The organism is Moorella thermoacetica (assembly GCF_001267405.1).
Classification (GTDB): Bacteria; Bacillota; DSM-521; order Neomoorellales; family Neomoorellaceae; genus Neomoorella; species Neomoorella thermoacetica.
This window is the reverse complement of sequence record NZ_CP012369.1, coordinates 525881-541299: the sequence shown is the minus strand read 5'-3', so window position 1 is coordinate 541299 and position 15419 is coordinate 525881. Positions and strand designations below refer to the sequence as shown.

Sequence of the window (15419 nt, the reverse complement as noted above, 5' to 3'; positions counted from 1 at the left end):
GGCTATCCCTCCTTCACATCGCAGGCGTCCTTGCGGTCCCGGCCGCCCACCACGGCTGCCGGCCCAGGTGCAGGGGCTTCGGGCTGTTGCTGCCTAGCTTTTAACAGGGGATAGCCGAGCTTTTGCCGCTGTTCCAGGTAGGCGGCGGCACAGAGGCGGGCCAGGTGGCGCACCCGGCCAATGTAGGCCGTCCGCTCGGTGACGCTGATAGCCCCGCGGGCGTCCAGGAGGTTAAAGGTGTGGGAGCACTTGAGGGTGTAATCATAGGCTGGCTGGACCAGGCCCTGTTCGACCACCCGCATAGCTTCGGCCTCATAGGCGTTAAAAAGGTTGAAGAGCATGGCGGTGTCGGCAAAGGTGAAGTTGTAGTGGGAGTAATCGACTTCCGTCTGGTGATGTATATCGCCGTAGGTGATGCCGTCCACCCACTCAATGTCGTAGACGCTGTTGACCTGCTGGATATACATGGCCAGGCGCTCCAGGCCGTAGGTGATTTCGGCGCTAACGGGATGGCAGTCAAAACCGCCGCACTGCTGGAAGTATGTAAACTGGGTTATCTCCATGCCGTCCAGCCACACCTCCCAGCCCAGGCCCCAGGCCCCCAGGGTGGGGGACTCCCAGTTATCTTCAACAAAACGGATGTCGTGTTCCAGGGGATTGATGCCCATGGCTTCCAGGCTCTGTAAGTAAAGATCCTGGACGTTATCCGGCGACGGTTTTAAGATTACCTGGTACTGGTAGTAGTGCTGGAGGCGGTTGGGGTTCTCCCCGTAGCGGCCGTCTGTCGGCCGCCGGGAAGGCTCCACGTAGGCTACCCGCCAGGGCTCCGGCCCCAGGACGCGTAAAAAAGTGGCCGGGTTCATGGTACCGGCGCCTTTTTCCAGGTCATAGGGCTGCTGGATGACGCAGTTTTGTTCTGCCCAGAACCGCTGCAGGGTCATTATGAGTTCCTGGAAATTCAAGTGGGTTCTTCCTCTCTCGGGCTGGCATTGTTTGCACTCGGACCGCAGACAATTGCCAGCCCATAATTTTTTTATAGCTCCTCCGAAAATAGGGTTTTGCCAAAAATGGTGATCATTGCTGGTTGGGCTGTACTCCAGCTTCTTTGGGTCTGGGGGTACAGGCTCCGGGCTCCGGTGGTTCTCGGCTAGCAAACTTTACGCTCAGCCTTGCTCGGCGGCGGGGGTGGCTTGGCTTTATCTCTTCGATCATTCACAGCGGGGTGTGATACTTCTCATTCCTGAAGTCACGTTGCGATCCCCATCCCGTTCACCGCCGCCTCGCTTTGGCTTCGCTGAGTTTGCTAGCGCCTCGAACCAATTCGCCCTCCGCCTGTACCATCCAGACCCTTGACTTAGCCCACTTCATTATTCGTGACGGGGGCACCAGCCCCCATGGGCGGCTACTTAAAAAAGAGGCTCCCGCCCTGCCAGGGACGGGAGCTTGCTCTCCGTAACAGCATACCGGCCGGCCCCTGGCCAGCCTCACATGACAATAATTTAACAAAGTAGCCGCTACTTGTCAACTTGCTCATCCGAAGCCAGGGAATGTTCTTCCACCTGGCCGTCGGGACGTTCTACCTCCAGGGTGTAGCGGTTGAAAAGGGCCGCCACGGTACTCAAACCCGCCAGGACTGCCAGCTCGCTGCTGGCCAGGACGCCCAGGATGCCCAGGGCGCCGGCAGTGGCCGGGATCTCGGCGACTGTTTTGCCATCCTTTTTGATTTTGATCCTGGTCACATTGCCCTGGTGCAGAATGTTCCGGATCCGTTCCATCAATTTGCTGCCCCAGTTGCCCAGGGCGCCCTGGGTTTCTTCCTTGACCCCTTCCTCATACTGGATCAGGGCTTCCAGCAGGTCGCCACCGGCCCGGTCTAGGGCCTCTTTGGCTTCCCGGTAGCTAAGTCCCAGGCGCTTGCGCAACTGGTCGATTTTTTCCAGGTCCGTCAATATTATCGCCTCCTATTTCGTTGATAAAGGCACGGGATCGCAGTCTCCTGTCTAAATAGTATTCCAAAAACGCCGGCATAACTTCCCCTAGCTCCCCCATCAACATGGGGTTAATCTGCAATCTTTTTAAGTAGCTCCAGTTCAAGCGGTTTAGCTGCTGCCAGGTTTTTACACCTCCCCTGGATACCAGGTACTCTCGCCCCTGGTGGCCCCGACATTCAGGGCAAAGGGCGCCGCCGGCGGCCGGAGCTATGGCCACCCGCCCGTTGCCTTTTAGCTCCCTCTGGCACAGGGCACAGGCCTCCAGGCGCGGGGCCAGGCCAAGGAGCTTCAGGGTGCGGGCCTCAAAGGCCCGGGCCACCAGGGCCGGTTCCAGTTCCCCCAGGGCTTCCAGGCCCTGCTGCAGGAGGAGGTACATGGCCTGGTTCACCTGACCGGGCATAACCACGCCGTCAGCGATCTCGACCAGGTAATAGGCGTAGGCCAGGCGCTTTAAATCCTGGCGCAGGGGACCATAGATCTCCTGGACCTCGCACTGGGTGACGGTGGCCAGACTCTTGCCGGCATAAAATAAAAAACGGGATCGGCAGAGCTGCTGGGTACCGCTGCGCAGGCTGCTGCGGGGTTTGCGCACCCCCTTGACAATGGCTTCCAGCTTGCCGTGGGTGCGGGTGAGGATGGTCAGCAACTGGTCGGTTTCCTGGTAGTCACGGCTTTTTAAAACAATACCCTCAGCCTGGAATAGTCCCGGCATTGGTATCTCCACCTTTTTCCGGTTGTGATCCTGGAAGAGTCGGGCGCCGGCAGAAGTCTATCCAGTCTTACTTGTCACTGGTACCTGGCTGTTCGCCGACGGCGGCCAGCTCACCGGAGACCGGAGGGAAGCCGCCGGCATTCAAGCTATCACGGTAGAGAAGGTAAGCCTCGATACTTCCCGTCAGGGTAAACAATTGCCACCAGGCTTCGCTTATTTCCATGGGAGTCATCCTTTCTGAATTTCTCCTGCCGGGTATTAGTTATCCTGGACCCAAAAGCAAAGCCCTATACTGGTGTTCTACTGGATATGGCGGCGGTCGTAACCCAGTTGCCTCAGGGTAAGCTCCTGCTGGCGCCAGTTCTTCTTCACGCGGACCCTCAAATTTAAAAAAATCTTATTGCCCAGGAGGGCCTCCATTTCCCGGCGGGCCTGACTGCCGATTTCCTTCAATCTCTGTCCGCCTTCGCCGATGATGATCCCCTTCTGGGAATCCCGCTCCACGTAGATTACGGCGTCGACGTAGAGGTAGTCGTTGGGGCGTTCGGCTATCTCCTCCACTACCACGGCCACCGCGTGGGGCACCTCTTCCCGGGTAGCCCGGAGGACCTGCTCCCGGATGAGTTCTGCCATGACGAATTTCTCCGGCTGATCGGTAACCATATCCGGCGGGTAATACTGGGGGCCCGGGGGCAGGTAGGTACTGATAAGATCCGGCAGGGTGTCCAGGTTGGTGCCCACCAGGGCCGATACGGCGCGGACGGCGGCCACATCCAGGCGGGCGCGGAAGAATTCCTCCCGCCGGATGAGGGTCTCCCCCGCTACCAGATCCATTTTATTGAGGATCAGGATTACTGGCACGTCAACTTCCTTTAACCGGGAGATGATATACTCCTCCCCGGCGCCGGGTTCTTCCGCCGCGTCGACGACATAAAGGACGACGTCAACCTCGGCCAGGGTGTTCCGGGCTACGGCTACCATGTACTCACCCAGCTGATGCCGGGGTTTGTGGATGCCGGGGGTATCCAGAAAGACTATTTGATACGCGGTTGCAGTCAGGACCCCCAGGATCTTGTTGCGGGTCGTCTGGGGCTTATCGGACATAATGGCCACTTTACGACCTACCAGCCGGTTGAGGAGGGTGGATTTACCGGCGTTGGGCCGGCCGATGAGCCCGGCAAAGCCGGAACGGTAAGCTTCGGCCAAGGAACGTGCACCTCATTTCAAGGTAAAAGTATCCGGTAAGAGTTCTTTTAAACGCCGCCGGTGGATAGAGCCCCCGGGACGGCCGGTGATAACCTCCAGGTCGGGGGCAAACTCGGCCAGGACCTGACGGCAGGCACCGCAGGGAAAGCAGGCCTCCAGGTCACCGCCGACGACCGCCAGGGCGGTAAACTCCCGTTCGCCGGCGGCTACCGCCTGGAACAGGGCTACCCGCTCGGCGCAGACGGTCAGGCCGTAAGAGGCGTTTTCGATGTTACAGCCGGTATAGACTCTACCCCCGGCCGTGAGGAGGGCGGCGCCTACCCGGAAGTGGGAATAGGGCGCATAGGCTTTATCCCTGGCGGCCGCCGCCATGGCAATTAAATCCTGCAGGTCATATTTCATGTGGCAATCCCTGCTTTAATTTTACCATTGTCAGGGGCAACAAGCAAAGTTTTCTTGGCCGTACCGGTAAGAAATGCTAAACTGGGAGAAAAAGACGAAAGGCGGGGTGAAAGTATGGAGAAACGGTGCTACCCGTCTCAACCGCTGGTGGGGGTAGGGGCGGTAGTTGTCAGGGAAGAAAAATTGTTACTGGTGCGGCGGGGGAAGCCGCCGTCCCCGGGGCTCTGGAGCCTGCCCGGCGGTGCCCAGGAAACCGGGGAAACCCTGCCCCGGGCCGTTGAACGAGAGGTTTATGAGGAGTGCGGCCTTATTATAGCCGCCGGCCCGCCCATCGCTGTCCTGGACAGCATTTATACCGACAACAGGGGCCGGGTAAAATACCACTATGTCCTGATCGACTTCTGGGCCGAGTACCGGGGCGGCAGCCTGAATCCGGCCGACGACGCTACCGCTGCCTGCTGGGTGCCTCTACCGAAAATAGCTGACTATCCCCTCACCTCCGGGTTGAAAGAACTCCTGGCAGAGTGGGGTTTACTCGGCGGTATTCCGGCTTCTCCTCCAACCGGGGTTGTTTATCGTACCATTGGCGGTCAGTCCTTGTAGAAGCCGGCCCCAGCCTGCGCCCCCGCTGGCTGTCCTACCCGCCGGGCCGACCACCCCGGCAGAAATGATAAGCTTTAAACCGTCTTCTACCGGCATCTCCAGGGGAATAACCTCCTCCCGGGGGACCAGGAGCAAAAAGCCGGAGGTGGGGTTGGGTGTGGTGGGGACGAAAACATTGACCAGGTCGCTGGCGGCCCGCATGCTGGCCTCGGCCGGGGCCGGACCGGTAAGGAAGCCCAGGGAATAAATACCCCGGCGGGGATACTCGACCATAACTACATGTTGAAAGGCCTTTTTATCGTCCCGCCAGATGGCCTCTACCAGTTGCTTGACGGTCCGGTAGATAGAGTTGACCAGGGGAATGCGGTACATAACCTCGTCCCAGAGGTTCAGGAAGAAGCGGCCGATAAAGTTGGTGGCCAGGAAGCCGGCTATTAAAACCACGGCCAATGTCAAGGCCAGGCCCAGGCCCGGGACCCGCCGGCCCAGGAACAGGCCTACGGCCTGTCCGGCCAGCTGATCGAGGAAACTGAAGACCAGCCACAGGGCGTAGATGGTCGCTGCCGCCGGCATGGTTACTATAATACCGGTGAGAAAGAAACGGCGTAAACGGCGCAAAAGAAAGCCTCCTAAAAGCCCAGGCGGGGTCCAAAGATAAGGTAGCCTACAGCTACCGCCCCCAGGGCCGTAATCAGGACGGCCCCGGCGGCTACATCCTTGGCGATCCGCGCCAGGGGATGATACTGCTTCGTATAGAGATTCACGGTAACTTCCACTGCTGTGTTCAAGGCTTCGGCCGCCAGGACCATGGTGATAGTTATAGTAAGGGCCACCCATTCCCAGGCCGCGATCCGGAAGTACCAGCCCGCCCCGATGACCACCATGGCGGCCAGCAGGTGGACGGCCATATTGATTTGCGTCCGCAGGCAGTAGACAATCCCGGCCCCGGCCGCCCGAAATTTGGCCAGCATTAACGCCTCAGCCCTACCCCGGCCAGGATGGCCTCCTGGCGCGCCTCCATATCCGCCGCCCCTGCTGCCGTGTCGTGGTCGTAGCCCAGGAGATGCAGGAAACCGTGGACGGCCAGGAAGGCCAGTTCCCGGGCCAGGGAGTGGCCGTATTCCCCGGCCTGACGGACTGCCGTGGGTACGGAGATAATGATGTCCCCCAGGAGCTTGTCCCCCCCGGGGTCAGCGTAGGCGGGCTCATCAGGGCCCTTCTCTTCGAGGGCAAAGGAAAGGACGTCCGTAGGGGCGTCCACCCCCCGGTAGGTGCGGTTGAGCTCCTTTATGGCCGCATCATCCACCAGGGTCAGGCTTACCTCGGCTTCCCCTGCCACCCCTTCAGCGGCGGCGGCGGCCTGCAGCACCCGGTTCAGGGTGGAGAGCAGTTCCTCGCCCACAGGGTAATCAGCCTGCTGATTGTTTATGGAGCACTCCATTACGGTTTTTTCTCCTTTCTATCTCCTTGACGACCACCTCCGGGTATTCCACCCGTGTGTGGAAAATGCCGTTTAAAACCCGCATGAAGGCTTCGGCGATTACTGTCAGTTCCCTGAAGGTTAGGTCGCTGGCCTCCAGCTGGTTATCTTCCAGTTTTTCCTTGATGATTTTACGGATAAAACCTTCCATCCGGCCGGGAGTGGCTTTAGGCAGGGAACGGATACCGGCCTCCACGCTATCGGCCAGCATGACAATGGCTGCCTCTTTGCTCTGGGGCTTGGGTCCCTCATAACGAAAATCGTCAGCCGCCACCTCTTTTTCATCCCGGCTGTTTTCACAGGCCTTATGGTAAAAGTAAGACATCAGGGTGGCCCCGTGGTGCTGGGCGATGATGTCCTGGATTACCCGGGGCAGGTGGAACTCCCGGGCCATTTCCAGGCCGTCCTTCACGTGGCAGGAAATAATCAGGGTGCTCAGGGTCGGCGCCAGGCGGTCATGGGGGTTTTCCGGGGTGACCTGGTTTTCGATAAAGAAATAGGGCCGTTTCAACTTGCCGATGTCGTGATAGTAGGCCCCTACCCGCGCCAGAAGGGAGTCGGCTCCCACGGCGTTGGCTGCTGCCTCGGCGAGATTCCCGACCAGGATGCTGTGGTGGTAGGTGCCCGGTGCCTCCAGGAGGAGCCTCTTTAGCAGGGGATGGTTGGGATCGGACAGCTCCAGGAGTTTGACGGCCGTAGTGATGCCAAAGCTATTTTCCAGGAAGGGTAAAAAGCCGATGGTCAACACCGTCGAAAGGAGACCATTGGCCAGGGCCAGGCCGGCGGCGATGCTGAGCTGGAAAAGGGTATCTTTAAGCATCAAACCCAGGGCGACCACGCTCAAGAGATTGGCCAGCATTAAAAACAGGCTTGACCGGGCCAGGTCGGAGCGGTGGCTTAAATGGGCCACACAGTAAATCCCCGTCAGGCCGCTGATGAATCCGGCCGCCGCAAACTGGTAGTAGTTGCCGCTAATAATGCCGGCCTCCAGGCCCAGAAAAACAGTAAAGATGACCGCCACCTGGGCGTCCAGGAGGATGGCCACCAGCATGGAACCGGCTGCAACGGGCATGAGGTAACCTACCAGCCGGGCCAGGTCGGGCCGCCCCCCCAGGCTGATGGCCACTACGCCCCGGGAGAAAACAAGAAAAATCAACCACAAAAGGCCGAGTAGAAGTAAGAGGTGGTTATCACCATAGATATCCGGTTTAAAAAAGCGTAAATAAAGGAGCATGAGGGCTACCAGGATACCCTGAAAGAGAATCAGCCCTATAAAGCCTCCCCACGAGGTGCCGGTGCGCAGCCGGCCGAGCTTCTGCAGGGCTTCAATATCCTCCGCCGTCACCAGTTCGCCGTCGCTAACGATCTTTTCCCCCTGGCGGATGGTCACCTGCACCGGAACTACCTCGGCCCGGGCCTTTTCCTGTTTCTGCATGGTAGCGGCAACGTCGTAAATCAAGTTGGGTTTTAAGTCGAGCTCCCTCAACAGGGCTGCCACCAGGGGCCGGTACCGGGCGTCAATGCCCGAAGTCTCAACTGCCGCCAGCATTTTATCCCTGGCGGTATTTAAAGCGTCCTGGGGGACGGCTTCGCCCATCACCTGGTTGATAATGCTCTTTGTAGCAGTTGCCAGGTTATTGATGGTGCCGCTATCGGCTGTGGCCAGGGCCTGGATAATTGCCGGCGTCAGCTTGAACTGGTTCAGGCGCTCTTTTAAACGGGCCACGCGCTCGTTAGCATCGCCGGTACTATTATTAATTTCCCTGATTGACTGGAAAATACTATCTACCTGGCCGGTAAGGGAGGCGACCACCGTATTATCCACCCGGTAAACCGGTGCTACCTGCCGGGCCGCTTCCTCCCGGGCCTTCTGGGTTAAAACCTCGCTTTCATAAACAATGCCCTGGGGAGCTTTAAAGTCCCTGGGGCTGGGTTGACCAACTGTGAGATCGAGTTTTTGGGGAAGGAAATCAAGGGCCATAATGGCCACGGCTATGACAAACAGGGCCATCCCCCAGACGGCCCGCCGGGTAAGAAACCTGGGGCCGAGCCGGGCCAGCAGCGGGTGCAGCAGCGTCTCTAACCGCTGCCATGGCACATCTGGTCACTCCTCTCGTAGGCCTTGATGATCTCCTGGACCAGGGGATGCCGAACCACATCGGCTTCCGTTAAATACTCGATGGCAATGCCTTCAATGCCCTTTAAAATCCTCTGGACTTCCACCAGGCCGGAGGTTGTCTCCCGGGGCAGATCCACCTGGGTGATATCGCCGGTGATTACCGCCCTGGAGCCGAAGCCGATCCTGGTCAGGAACATTTTCATTTGTTCGGAAGTAGTATTCTGGGCCTCATCCAGGATGATAAAGGCGTCGTCCAGGGTCCGTCCCCGCATATAGGCCAGGGGCGCTACTTCTATAATATTTTTTTCCATATACTTTTGTGCCGTTTCCAGTCCTAAAACGTCATAAAGGCCGTCATAAAGGGGGCGCAGGTAGGGATTGACCTTTTCCTGCAGGTCGCCGGGGAGGAAGCCCAGCTTCTCTCCCGCTTCTACTGCCGGTCGGGCCAGGATGATCCTTTCTACGCTGCGCGCCCTCAGGGCATTGACGGCCATAACTACTGCCAGGTAGGTTTTACCGGTACCGGCCGGGCCGATACCAAAGACGATATCATAACGGCGCATGGCCTGAATATAACGCAATTGTCCCAGGGTCTTGGGCCGGATCTGCTTACCCCGGGGGGTAACATAAATCACTTCACCCAGAGCCTGGGCCAGGTCCGGCTGATCCTGGCTGCCGTCCTGCCTGCGGACCAGGTTCCAGGTGTAGTTGATGGTTGCTGTATTGATGGTTGTTCCCGCCCGGGCGAGTTTTATTAGTTGCCAGAAAAGCTTTTCCAGCACCTGGACTTCCCGCCGGTCGCCGCTTAAGGTTATTTCGTTACCCCGGGCGATAATCCGGGCCGGCGTGTGGCTCTCAATAAATTTCAGGTTTTCATCCTGGTGGCCAAAGATGTTGGCCGCCTCACCGTTATTGCCGGTGGTGAGTTTTACTTCATAAATATCGGCCAATGGTTTGATCATCATCTCCCCTGATAGTATTGAAGGCTTTAGTAAATTATTATAGCTTTCATTTGTCCTTTAGTAAAGATGGATAATGATTACCCGGGGGTCGCCGGAGGGTTACCGCCGGGGGGCGTCCGGCCATGCAGAGGGACCACCTGGCCGATGTCTTCTTCGGTTTCGACCCAGGCCCGCACCCGGACTCTCTGTTCCCCCGTTCCAGTGAGGGGGATTATTTTCTCACCGGTAATGGTTACCCCTGCCGGCAACCGGGCTTTCAGGCTGGCCAGGGCCTGTTGACCGGCGACCCTGACAGCCTCTTCGTAGCCCAGTTGTTGCTTCTGGATCCGGATCTCGCGGTAGGTACTGATGATAAGTTCGACGGGAGGGGGGAAATTCCTCCAGGACGGTAAAGTGATTACTTTATTTTCCTGCAGGTAATGGGCATAGGGGGACCGGGCCGGACCCCTGAGAACGACCTGGCGTCCGGGAGTCTTAATTATTATCGCTCTCTGCTGACGTCCGGTGGCCTGTTCCCGGACCTGCAGGCGCTCTATCTCCTTTTCTTCTTCATACCAGACCCGGGCCCGGACAATACCCCGGGCCCGGACCAGGCGGGGTTCGGGCCGTGGTTGCTGCTGCGGCTGGTTTTCACCCGGTTTTTTCTCCGGCTCCGGAGGCAGGATCAGGCCGGAGATCAAGACCTCTCCCCGGCGAACCGTATCGCCGACAGCCACCCGCCCTTCACCATTCATCACCAGGATCTGTTTAATCACCCCGTCTTTGGCGGCAATTATGCTGGCCGGTAATTCATAGTCATCGCCTGCTGGGGGGGTATCTTTTCGACGACCTTAATTTCTGCCCTGGTGCCGTGGAAGCTGACCCCCACCCAGGCCAGCTGGGGCAGGCGCTGTTCCAGGCCGTACTCCAGAGCGCGGATGTCTATCCTGCCCTTCCAGGCACCGGGCTTCAAGCCTTCAGCCCTGGCGGCGGCTATAACCTGGTCCGGTGTAACCTGGCGCAGGGTTCCCTTTTCGGGCCGGACATCTACCACCCAGACGCAGGCCGAGAGGATGTAGATGGCAACCAAAAAGAAAAGGACGCCGGCAAGTAATAGCTGCCGGCCGCGCAGGCGGCGGCTGAAAAAAGGCAGGCCCCGCTTGTCCACAATACGGACACGGCAGTGGCTCTCCCGGGCCAGGGGGCGTAATAACCGGTACTCGCTAACCGGCATTTTGACCAGAATCTGGCCCTTGCCGGTGCGGGTAACGTCCAGGAGGGTGAGGCCCCGGGCCAGGGCCAGATTGAGAAAAGCCTCGGGGTCGTCGCCGCTGATGGTCAGGACCAGGTAGCCGGTCAGGTAGGCCTGCCAGTTATGTACGGTCACGTAACCTCGCACCTCCTAGCAAAACTCGAGGGAACGGATGGTGCCTTCCAGGGCGATGGCGTCAGGCTTAATCTCCCGGAGAAAGAGGCCTGTTCCTTTAATCTCCAGTTCCCCGGCGGTTAGTTTTAACTTCACCAGGTCAGGCTTGTAGGTGACGATACCCCGGTGGTTTTCCAATAGCAGGCGGCTGTTGCCAACCAGGGTTAAGCGCGGTAAATCCAGGGCCGCCTCCGGGGGTAGATCGAGAAATTCGGTTACCGATTTTTCTATATGCCTGACCCTGGCGGCCAGCCGGCGACGTAAACTGTGCTTGGCCATCCTGCCCCCTCCTGCCAATACTCTATGCACCTGGAGGCTAAAAAAGACCGCAAAAAACCCGGTCCTATCGGACCGGGTTTTTCCCATAAGCTCGCCACCGGAAATTTTTTGTTTCAGGGGTTGGGAAGACATTAACCTTTAGTGCCAGCGACGTTTGCGGGCGGCTTCGGATTTCTTTTTGCGCCTGACGCTCGGTTTTTCGTAATGTTCGCGCCGCCGGGCCTCAGAAAGGACCCCGGATTTCTGGCAAATCCTCTTGAAACGCCTTAAAGCGGCATCAAGGGATTCGTTTTTACCAATCTTTACCTCGCTCAACTACTGTTTCCCTCCCTCCGCCAACCCGGTGGTTAGCTGTCCCCTCACAGCTTTGCATAAATTTTATTATAGTAGATCCCTTTTGCAGCGTCAACCCAGGATCTGCAGCTGCCGGCCACCCAGGAGATGGAAGTGGAGGTGATAAACGGCCTGGCCGCCTTCCTCTTTGCAGTTATTTACCACCCGGAAGCCCCGGTCGGCAAGGCCGAACTCGCGGGCCAGCTTTACGGCCACCAGGTGTATATAACCGATGAGGTCGCCATCCTCCGGTGTAATGGCCGTCAGGTCAGGGATATGCTTCCTGGGGATAATCAGGATGTGGACCGGGGCTACCGGCCGGATATCTTTAAAGGCTACAACCCGGTCGTCCTGGTAGACCACTTCTGAAGGGATCTTACCTGCCGCTATCTGGCAAAAGATACAATCTTCAGCCACGCGCCCTTTACTCCTTTCGTGGTTGCCCGGGGTCCCGTTCCCCGGCTTCTCCCTTTTATTTTCTCCCGGTATATTAAGTTCTCCCTCGCCAGCCATTTTCCTGCCTGTCGCTAACATCTTTTTCTAATTTACCCCAAATTAAACTCCCGCGCAACTCCTGCAGCCTGACTGGTACCAGCTGGCCGGTGAGGTCAGCCGGCGCCGGGAAGGCTACCCGAAGATAGTTGCCTGTGAGGCCCTCCTGGCAGTCCGGGCAACCGGGGAGGGGCCCTTCTACCAGGACGTCCAGGGTTTGAGTTAGAAATTCCCGGGCGTACTGGCGGCTGAGGCGCCGGCCGAGTTGCAGCAGGCGCCTTTCACGATCTTTCTTTACCTCTGCCGCCACCTGGCCGGGCATGGCTGCCGCCGGTGTACCCCGGCGGGGGGAATAGGGAAAGACGTGGATGCCAGCCAGGCTGGCCTCCTTAACGACGGCCAGGGTATTTTGAAACTGGGCCTCTGTTTCTCCGGGAAAACCGACCATGACGTCGCTGGTGAAGGCCGCCCCGGGCCGGCCCGAGCGCAGGCTGGCAATGAGCTCAAGGTAGTACTGGCCGGTATAACGCCGGCCCATCCTGCCCAGGATGGCATCGTCGCCACTCTGGAGGGGGATATGGAAGTGGGGGCAGATAATCCCTTCACCCGTCAAAACGGCCTTGAGCTCCGGGGTAAAGTCCAGGGGATCGATGGAACTGATGCGCAGGCGCCTGAGACCCGGCACCTGTACGAGATTTTTCAAAAGGCCAGCCAGATCGATATCTCCCGCCAGGTCACGGCCGTAAGCCCCGGTATGCACACCGGTCAGGACAATCTCCAGGTAACCTGCATCAACCAAACGCCTCACCTCCGCCCGGATGAGTTCCGGGTCGCGGCTACGTAAAGGCCCGCGGGCATAAGGGACAATGCAGTAGGTGCAGAACTCCTGGCAACCCTCCTGGATCTTCAGGAAAGCCCGGGCCCGGCTGACCTCCACCAGGGGCAGCTCTTCGAAGGTTTCCCCTTTTTCGTGGGGCCTGACGGCGTTTATAGGGGCAGTTCCCTCCCTGGCCCTGGCAACCAGTTCAACCAGGCGGTGCCGGTCCCTGGTTCCCACCACGAGGTCGACGCCGGGGATAGCCAGGACTTCCCCCGGCGCCACCTGGGCATAGCAACCGGTAACGGCGACCACCGCCTCCGGGTTAGCCCGGATGGCCCGGCGAATCAGCTGGCGCGACTTGCGGTCGCTGATATGGGTGACGGTACAGGTGTGGACGACGTAGACGTCGGCCTCTTCCGGGAAGGGGACTACCTGGTAGCCGGCTTCCTGGAAAAGGTGCTTGAGGGCCTCCACCTCGTTCTGGTTGACTTTGCAGCCCAGGCTCACCAGGGCTACCCGGGGTGCTGGCACCTGATATTCACCACCTCATGGATGACGCTTTTATCTCTACCCCAGTTCCCCCATGGCGTACATAATGGCCGCCAGGCAGGCCAGTCCGGCCGTCTCCGTCCTCAAGATGCGGGGGCCCAGGGTGAGGGGTAAACCACCGAACCGGCAGGCCAGGTCAACTTCGGCCCGGCTCAGGCCTCCTTCGGGGCCAATAAGCAGGGCCAGTTCCCGGTCCGCCGGAACGGTAGCCAGGATGGACTTCAGGTCCCGGGTGCGTTCTTCTTCCCAGGGGACCAGTAACAGGGTGTCCGGCCGGAGTTTAACCAGGGCCTCGGCCAGCCCCAGGGGACCGTCCACTACCGGGATGCGGTGGCGGCGGCTCTGGCGGGCTGCGGCGTGGGCCTTTTGCTGCCAGCGCTCCCGGCGCCGGGCACAAGTCTGCTGGTCCGGCCGGGGGATAGAGCGCTCCGTTGCCAGGACGACAATCCTGTCCACACCTAGTTCTGTGCATTTCTCGATAATTAAATCCATTTTATCCCCTTTGGGCCAGCCCTGGTAAAGGGTGACCCTGACCCTGGGCTCCGGGCTGTCCAGGGGGTCTTTGATGGCAGCTGCCACCCGGCCTTCAGTGATGGCTACAATTTCCGCCCTGTATCCCTGGCCGTTGCTATCAGCCAGGGTGATACTCTCTCCCTGCCGGAGGCGCAGGACGCGGATGGCGTGGTGGGCGTTTTCGCCTTCCAGGAGGACTGTCTCTCCGGGGGCGACCACTATTGGTAGAAAAAAATGGTGGGCCATACGGCTCACCCTCCTGCCGAAAATAGGGTTTTACCACATTAGGCGATTATTTGTTGGCTTCCCTGGTGCTGGGGGTACTGGCTTCAGGCTTCGGGCGCTTAAGCGGCGGGCCGCCGAAGCCCAAGGCTTCGCGCAAAGTTTACTTACGCCTGGCTAACCCATAAAGGCGTCCTTTACCTTTCTGAAAAAGCCTTTGTCCTGTTCCCTGGCGCCACGGGGTTCGCTGCCGTAGAGCCGGGCAAATTCCCGCAATAATTCTTTCTGCTTTTCGTTGAGGTTGGTCGGGGTCTCGACGTGGATGCGGACGTGCTGGTCGCCCCGGCCGACTCCGTTTAGGCGGGGTATGCCCTTGCCCTTCAGGCGGAAACTGGTACCGCTCTGGGTACCGGGCGGGATATGCAGCTCTTCTTTGCCGTCCAGGGTGGGTACTTTGATACTGTCACCCAGGGCGGCCTGGACCATGGAAACCGGTACTTCGCAGAAAACGTCGTAGCCGTCCCGCCGGAAGAGCTTATGGGGCCGGACGTTTATATAGATATAGAGATCCCCGGGCGGGCCGCCGCGCAGGCCGCTCTCGCCCTCGCCGGCCATGCGTAACCGGGCGCCGGTATCCACGCCGGGAGGAATTTTGACCCTGATCTTGCGGGTGCGCTGGACTACGCCCCGGCCGCGACACCTGGGACAGGGCGTCTCAATGATCGTCCCCTGGCCGTGGCACTGGTGGCAGGTGCGAATGGTCTGGAACTGGCCCAGGGGCGTCCGCTGGGCGATACGAATCTGTCCAGTCCCGTGGCAGGTGGGACAGGTCTTCGGGTGGGTGCCGGGCGCCGCCCCGCTACCGCCACACTCCGGACATTTCTCCTGGCGGGGGATGCCTACCTCCTTCTCTACGCCGAAGGCGGCTTCCTCAAAGGAGATCTCCAGGTCCAGGCGCAGGTCATCGCCTCGCTGGGGGCCCTGACGCCGGGCCGCACCGCCGAAACCTCCACCAAAGAACATGTCAAAGATATCGCCGAAGCCAAAATCGGCCCCGGCGCCGCCAAAGTCAAAACCGCCGAATCCGGGCCCACCGCCAGCCTCGGTACCGGCGTGGCCGAACTGGTCGTAACGGGCCCGCTTTTCGGCGTTACTGAGGACTTCGTAGGCTTCCTGAACTTCTTTAAACTTTTCTTCGGCCTCTTTATCCCCGGGGTTCATATCCGGGTGGTATTTGCGCGCCAGCTGGCGGTAAGCCTTCTTGATCTCCGCCTCCGAGGCGTCCCGGGAAACCCCCAGGACCTCGTAGTAATCGCGCTTAGCCATGGTAG

At 59.3% G+C, this 15419-nt stretch carries 18 protein-coding genes and 1 pseudogene; 1 reads left to right on the top strand and 18 read right to left on the bottom strand.

Annotated elements, in window-relative coordinates:
* Positions 1-2: 2 nt before the first annotated feature.
* The 6 genes from glyQ to MOTHE_RS02685 all read right to left on the bottom strand — a co-directional run bounded on the left by glyQ (position 3) and on the right by MOTHE_RS02685 (position 4311).
* Positions 3-962, bottom strand: coding sequence for a glycine--tRNA ligase subunit alpha (gene glyQ / locus MOTHE_RS02705; protein WP_011392140.1), 960 nt, complete (start codon positions 960-962; stop codon positions 3-5).
* Between the two features lie 552 nt (positions 963-1514).
* A complete protein-coding gene (locus MOTHE_RS02700) occupies positions 1515-1949 on the bottom strand; it encodes a DUF4342 domain-containing protein (protein WP_011392139.1) in 435 nt (144 codons plus the stop codon).
* Positions 1900-2703 (bottom strand): DNA repair protein RecO, encoded by an 804-nt coding sequence (gene recO, locus MOTHE_RS02695; protein WP_011392138.1) that lies wholly within the window; start codon positions 2701-2703, stop codon positions 1900-1902. The genes MOTHE_RS02700 and recO overlap by 50 nt, the downstream gene beginning before the upstream one ends.
* A 67-nt stretch (positions 2704-2770) precedes the next feature.
* Positions 2771-2926, bottom strand: a complete 156-nt coding sequence (locus MOTHE_RS13610) for a YqzL family protein (RefSeq protein WP_176553521.1) — start codon at positions 2924-2926, stop codon at positions 2771-2773.
* A gap of 77 nt (positions 2927-3003) precedes the next feature.
* A complete protein-coding gene (gene era / locus MOTHE_RS02690) occupies positions 3004-3909 on the bottom strand; it encodes a GTPase Era (RefSeq protein ID WP_011392137.1) in 906 nt (301 codons plus the stop codon).
* A 12-nt stretch (positions 3910-3921) separates the two neighbouring features.
* Positions 3922-4311, bottom strand: a complete 390-nt coding sequence (locus MOTHE_RS02685; protein WP_011392136.1) for a cytidine deaminase — start codon at positions 4309-4311, stop codon at positions 3922-3924.
* A gap of 114 nt (positions 4312-4425) precedes the next feature.
* Between MOTHE_RS02685 and MOTHE_RS02680 the strand changes: the two genes are divergently transcribed.
* Positions 4426-4914: an NUDIX hydrolase gene (locus tag MOTHE_RS02680; protein WP_011392135.1), complete on the top strand. Its 489-nt coding sequence runs from the start codon at positions 4426-4428 to the stop codon at positions 4912-4914.
* Here MOTHE_RS02680 and MOTHE_RS02675 read toward each other — a convergent pair.
* The 12 genes and pseudogenes from MOTHE_RS02675 to dnaJ form a co-directional block, all read right to left on the bottom strand.
* Positions 4843-5532, bottom strand: a complete 690-nt coding sequence (locus MOTHE_RS02675) for a DUF502 domain-containing protein (protein WP_011392134.1) — start codon at positions 5530-5532, stop codon at positions 4843-4845. The two genes, MOTHE_RS02680 and MOTHE_RS02675, sit on opposite strands and share 72 nt — an antisense overlap.
* An 11-nt stretch (positions 5533-5543) precedes the next feature.
* On the bottom strand, positions 5544-5885 hold the full coding sequence (locus MOTHE_RS02670) for a diacylglycerol kinase family protein (RefSeq protein ID WP_011392133.1): 342 nt from the start codon (positions 5883-5885) through the stop codon (positions 5544-5546).
* On the bottom strand, positions 5885-6355 hold the full coding sequence (gene ybeY / locus MOTHE_RS02665) for an rRNA maturation RNase YbeY (protein ID WP_011392132.1): 471 nt from the start codon (positions 6353-6355) through the stop codon (positions 5885-5887). Before ybeY ends, MOTHE_RS02670 begins: the two co-directional genes overlap by 1 nt.
* A complete protein-coding gene (locus MOTHE_RS02660; protein WP_053094630.1) occupies positions 6324-8492 on the bottom strand; it encodes an HD family phosphohydrolase in 2169 nt (722 codons plus the stop codon). The genes ybeY and MOTHE_RS02660 overlap by 32 nt, the downstream gene beginning before the upstream one ends.
* Positions 8474-9475: a PhoH family protein gene (locus tag MOTHE_RS02655; RefSeq protein WP_053094629.1), complete on the bottom strand. Its 1002-nt coding sequence runs from the start codon at positions 9473-9475 to the stop codon at positions 8474-8476. Before MOTHE_RS02655 ends, MOTHE_RS02660 begins: the two co-directional genes overlap by 19 nt.
* 77 nt (positions 9476-9552) lie before the next feature.
* Positions 9553-10841: pseudogene (gene yqfD / locus MOTHE_RS13805) on the bottom strand (sporulation protein YqfD).
* A 15-nt stretch (positions 10842-10856) separates the two neighbouring features.
* On the bottom strand, positions 10857-11159 hold the full coding sequence (gene yqfC, locus MOTHE_RS02640) for a sporulation protein YqfC (protein WP_011392128.1): 303 nt from the start codon (positions 11157-11159) through the stop codon (positions 10857-10859).
* A 138-nt stretch (positions 11160-11297) separates the two neighbouring features.
* Positions 11298-11474 (bottom strand): 30S ribosomal protein S21, encoded by a 177-nt coding sequence (gene rpsU / locus MOTHE_RS02635; RefSeq protein WP_011392127.1) that lies wholly within the window; start codon positions 11472-11474, stop codon positions 11298-11300.
* Positions 11475-11564: 90 nt separating this feature from the next.
* Positions 11565-11909 (bottom strand): histidine triad nucleotide-binding protein, encoded by a 345-nt coding sequence (locus MOTHE_RS02630; protein ID WP_011392126.1) that lies wholly within the window; start codon positions 11907-11909, stop codon positions 11565-11567.
* A gap of 73 nt (positions 11910-11982) precedes the next feature.
* Positions 11983-13335, bottom strand: a complete 1353-nt coding sequence (mtaB, locus tag MOTHE_RS02625; RefSeq protein WP_011392125.1) for a tRNA (N(6)-L-threonylcarbamoyladenosine(37)-C(2))-methylthiotransferase MtaB — start codon at positions 13333-13335, stop codon at positions 11983-11985.
* A gap of 36 nt (positions 13336-13371) precedes the next feature.
* Positions 13372-14112 carry a 16S rRNA (uracil(1498)-N(3))-methyltransferase gene (locus MOTHE_RS02620; RefSeq protein ID WP_011392124.1) on the bottom strand — a complete coding sequence of 247 codons (741 nt, stop codon included), beginning with the start codon at positions 14110-14112 and terminating at the stop codon, positions 13372-13374.
* A 153-nt stretch (positions 14113-14265) separates the two neighbouring features.
* Positions 14266-15414, bottom strand: coding sequence for a molecular chaperone DnaJ (dnaJ, locus tag MOTHE_RS02615; protein WP_011392123.1), 1149 nt, complete (start codon positions 15412-15414; stop codon positions 14266-14268).
* Positions 15415-15419: the final 5 nt, after the last annotated feature.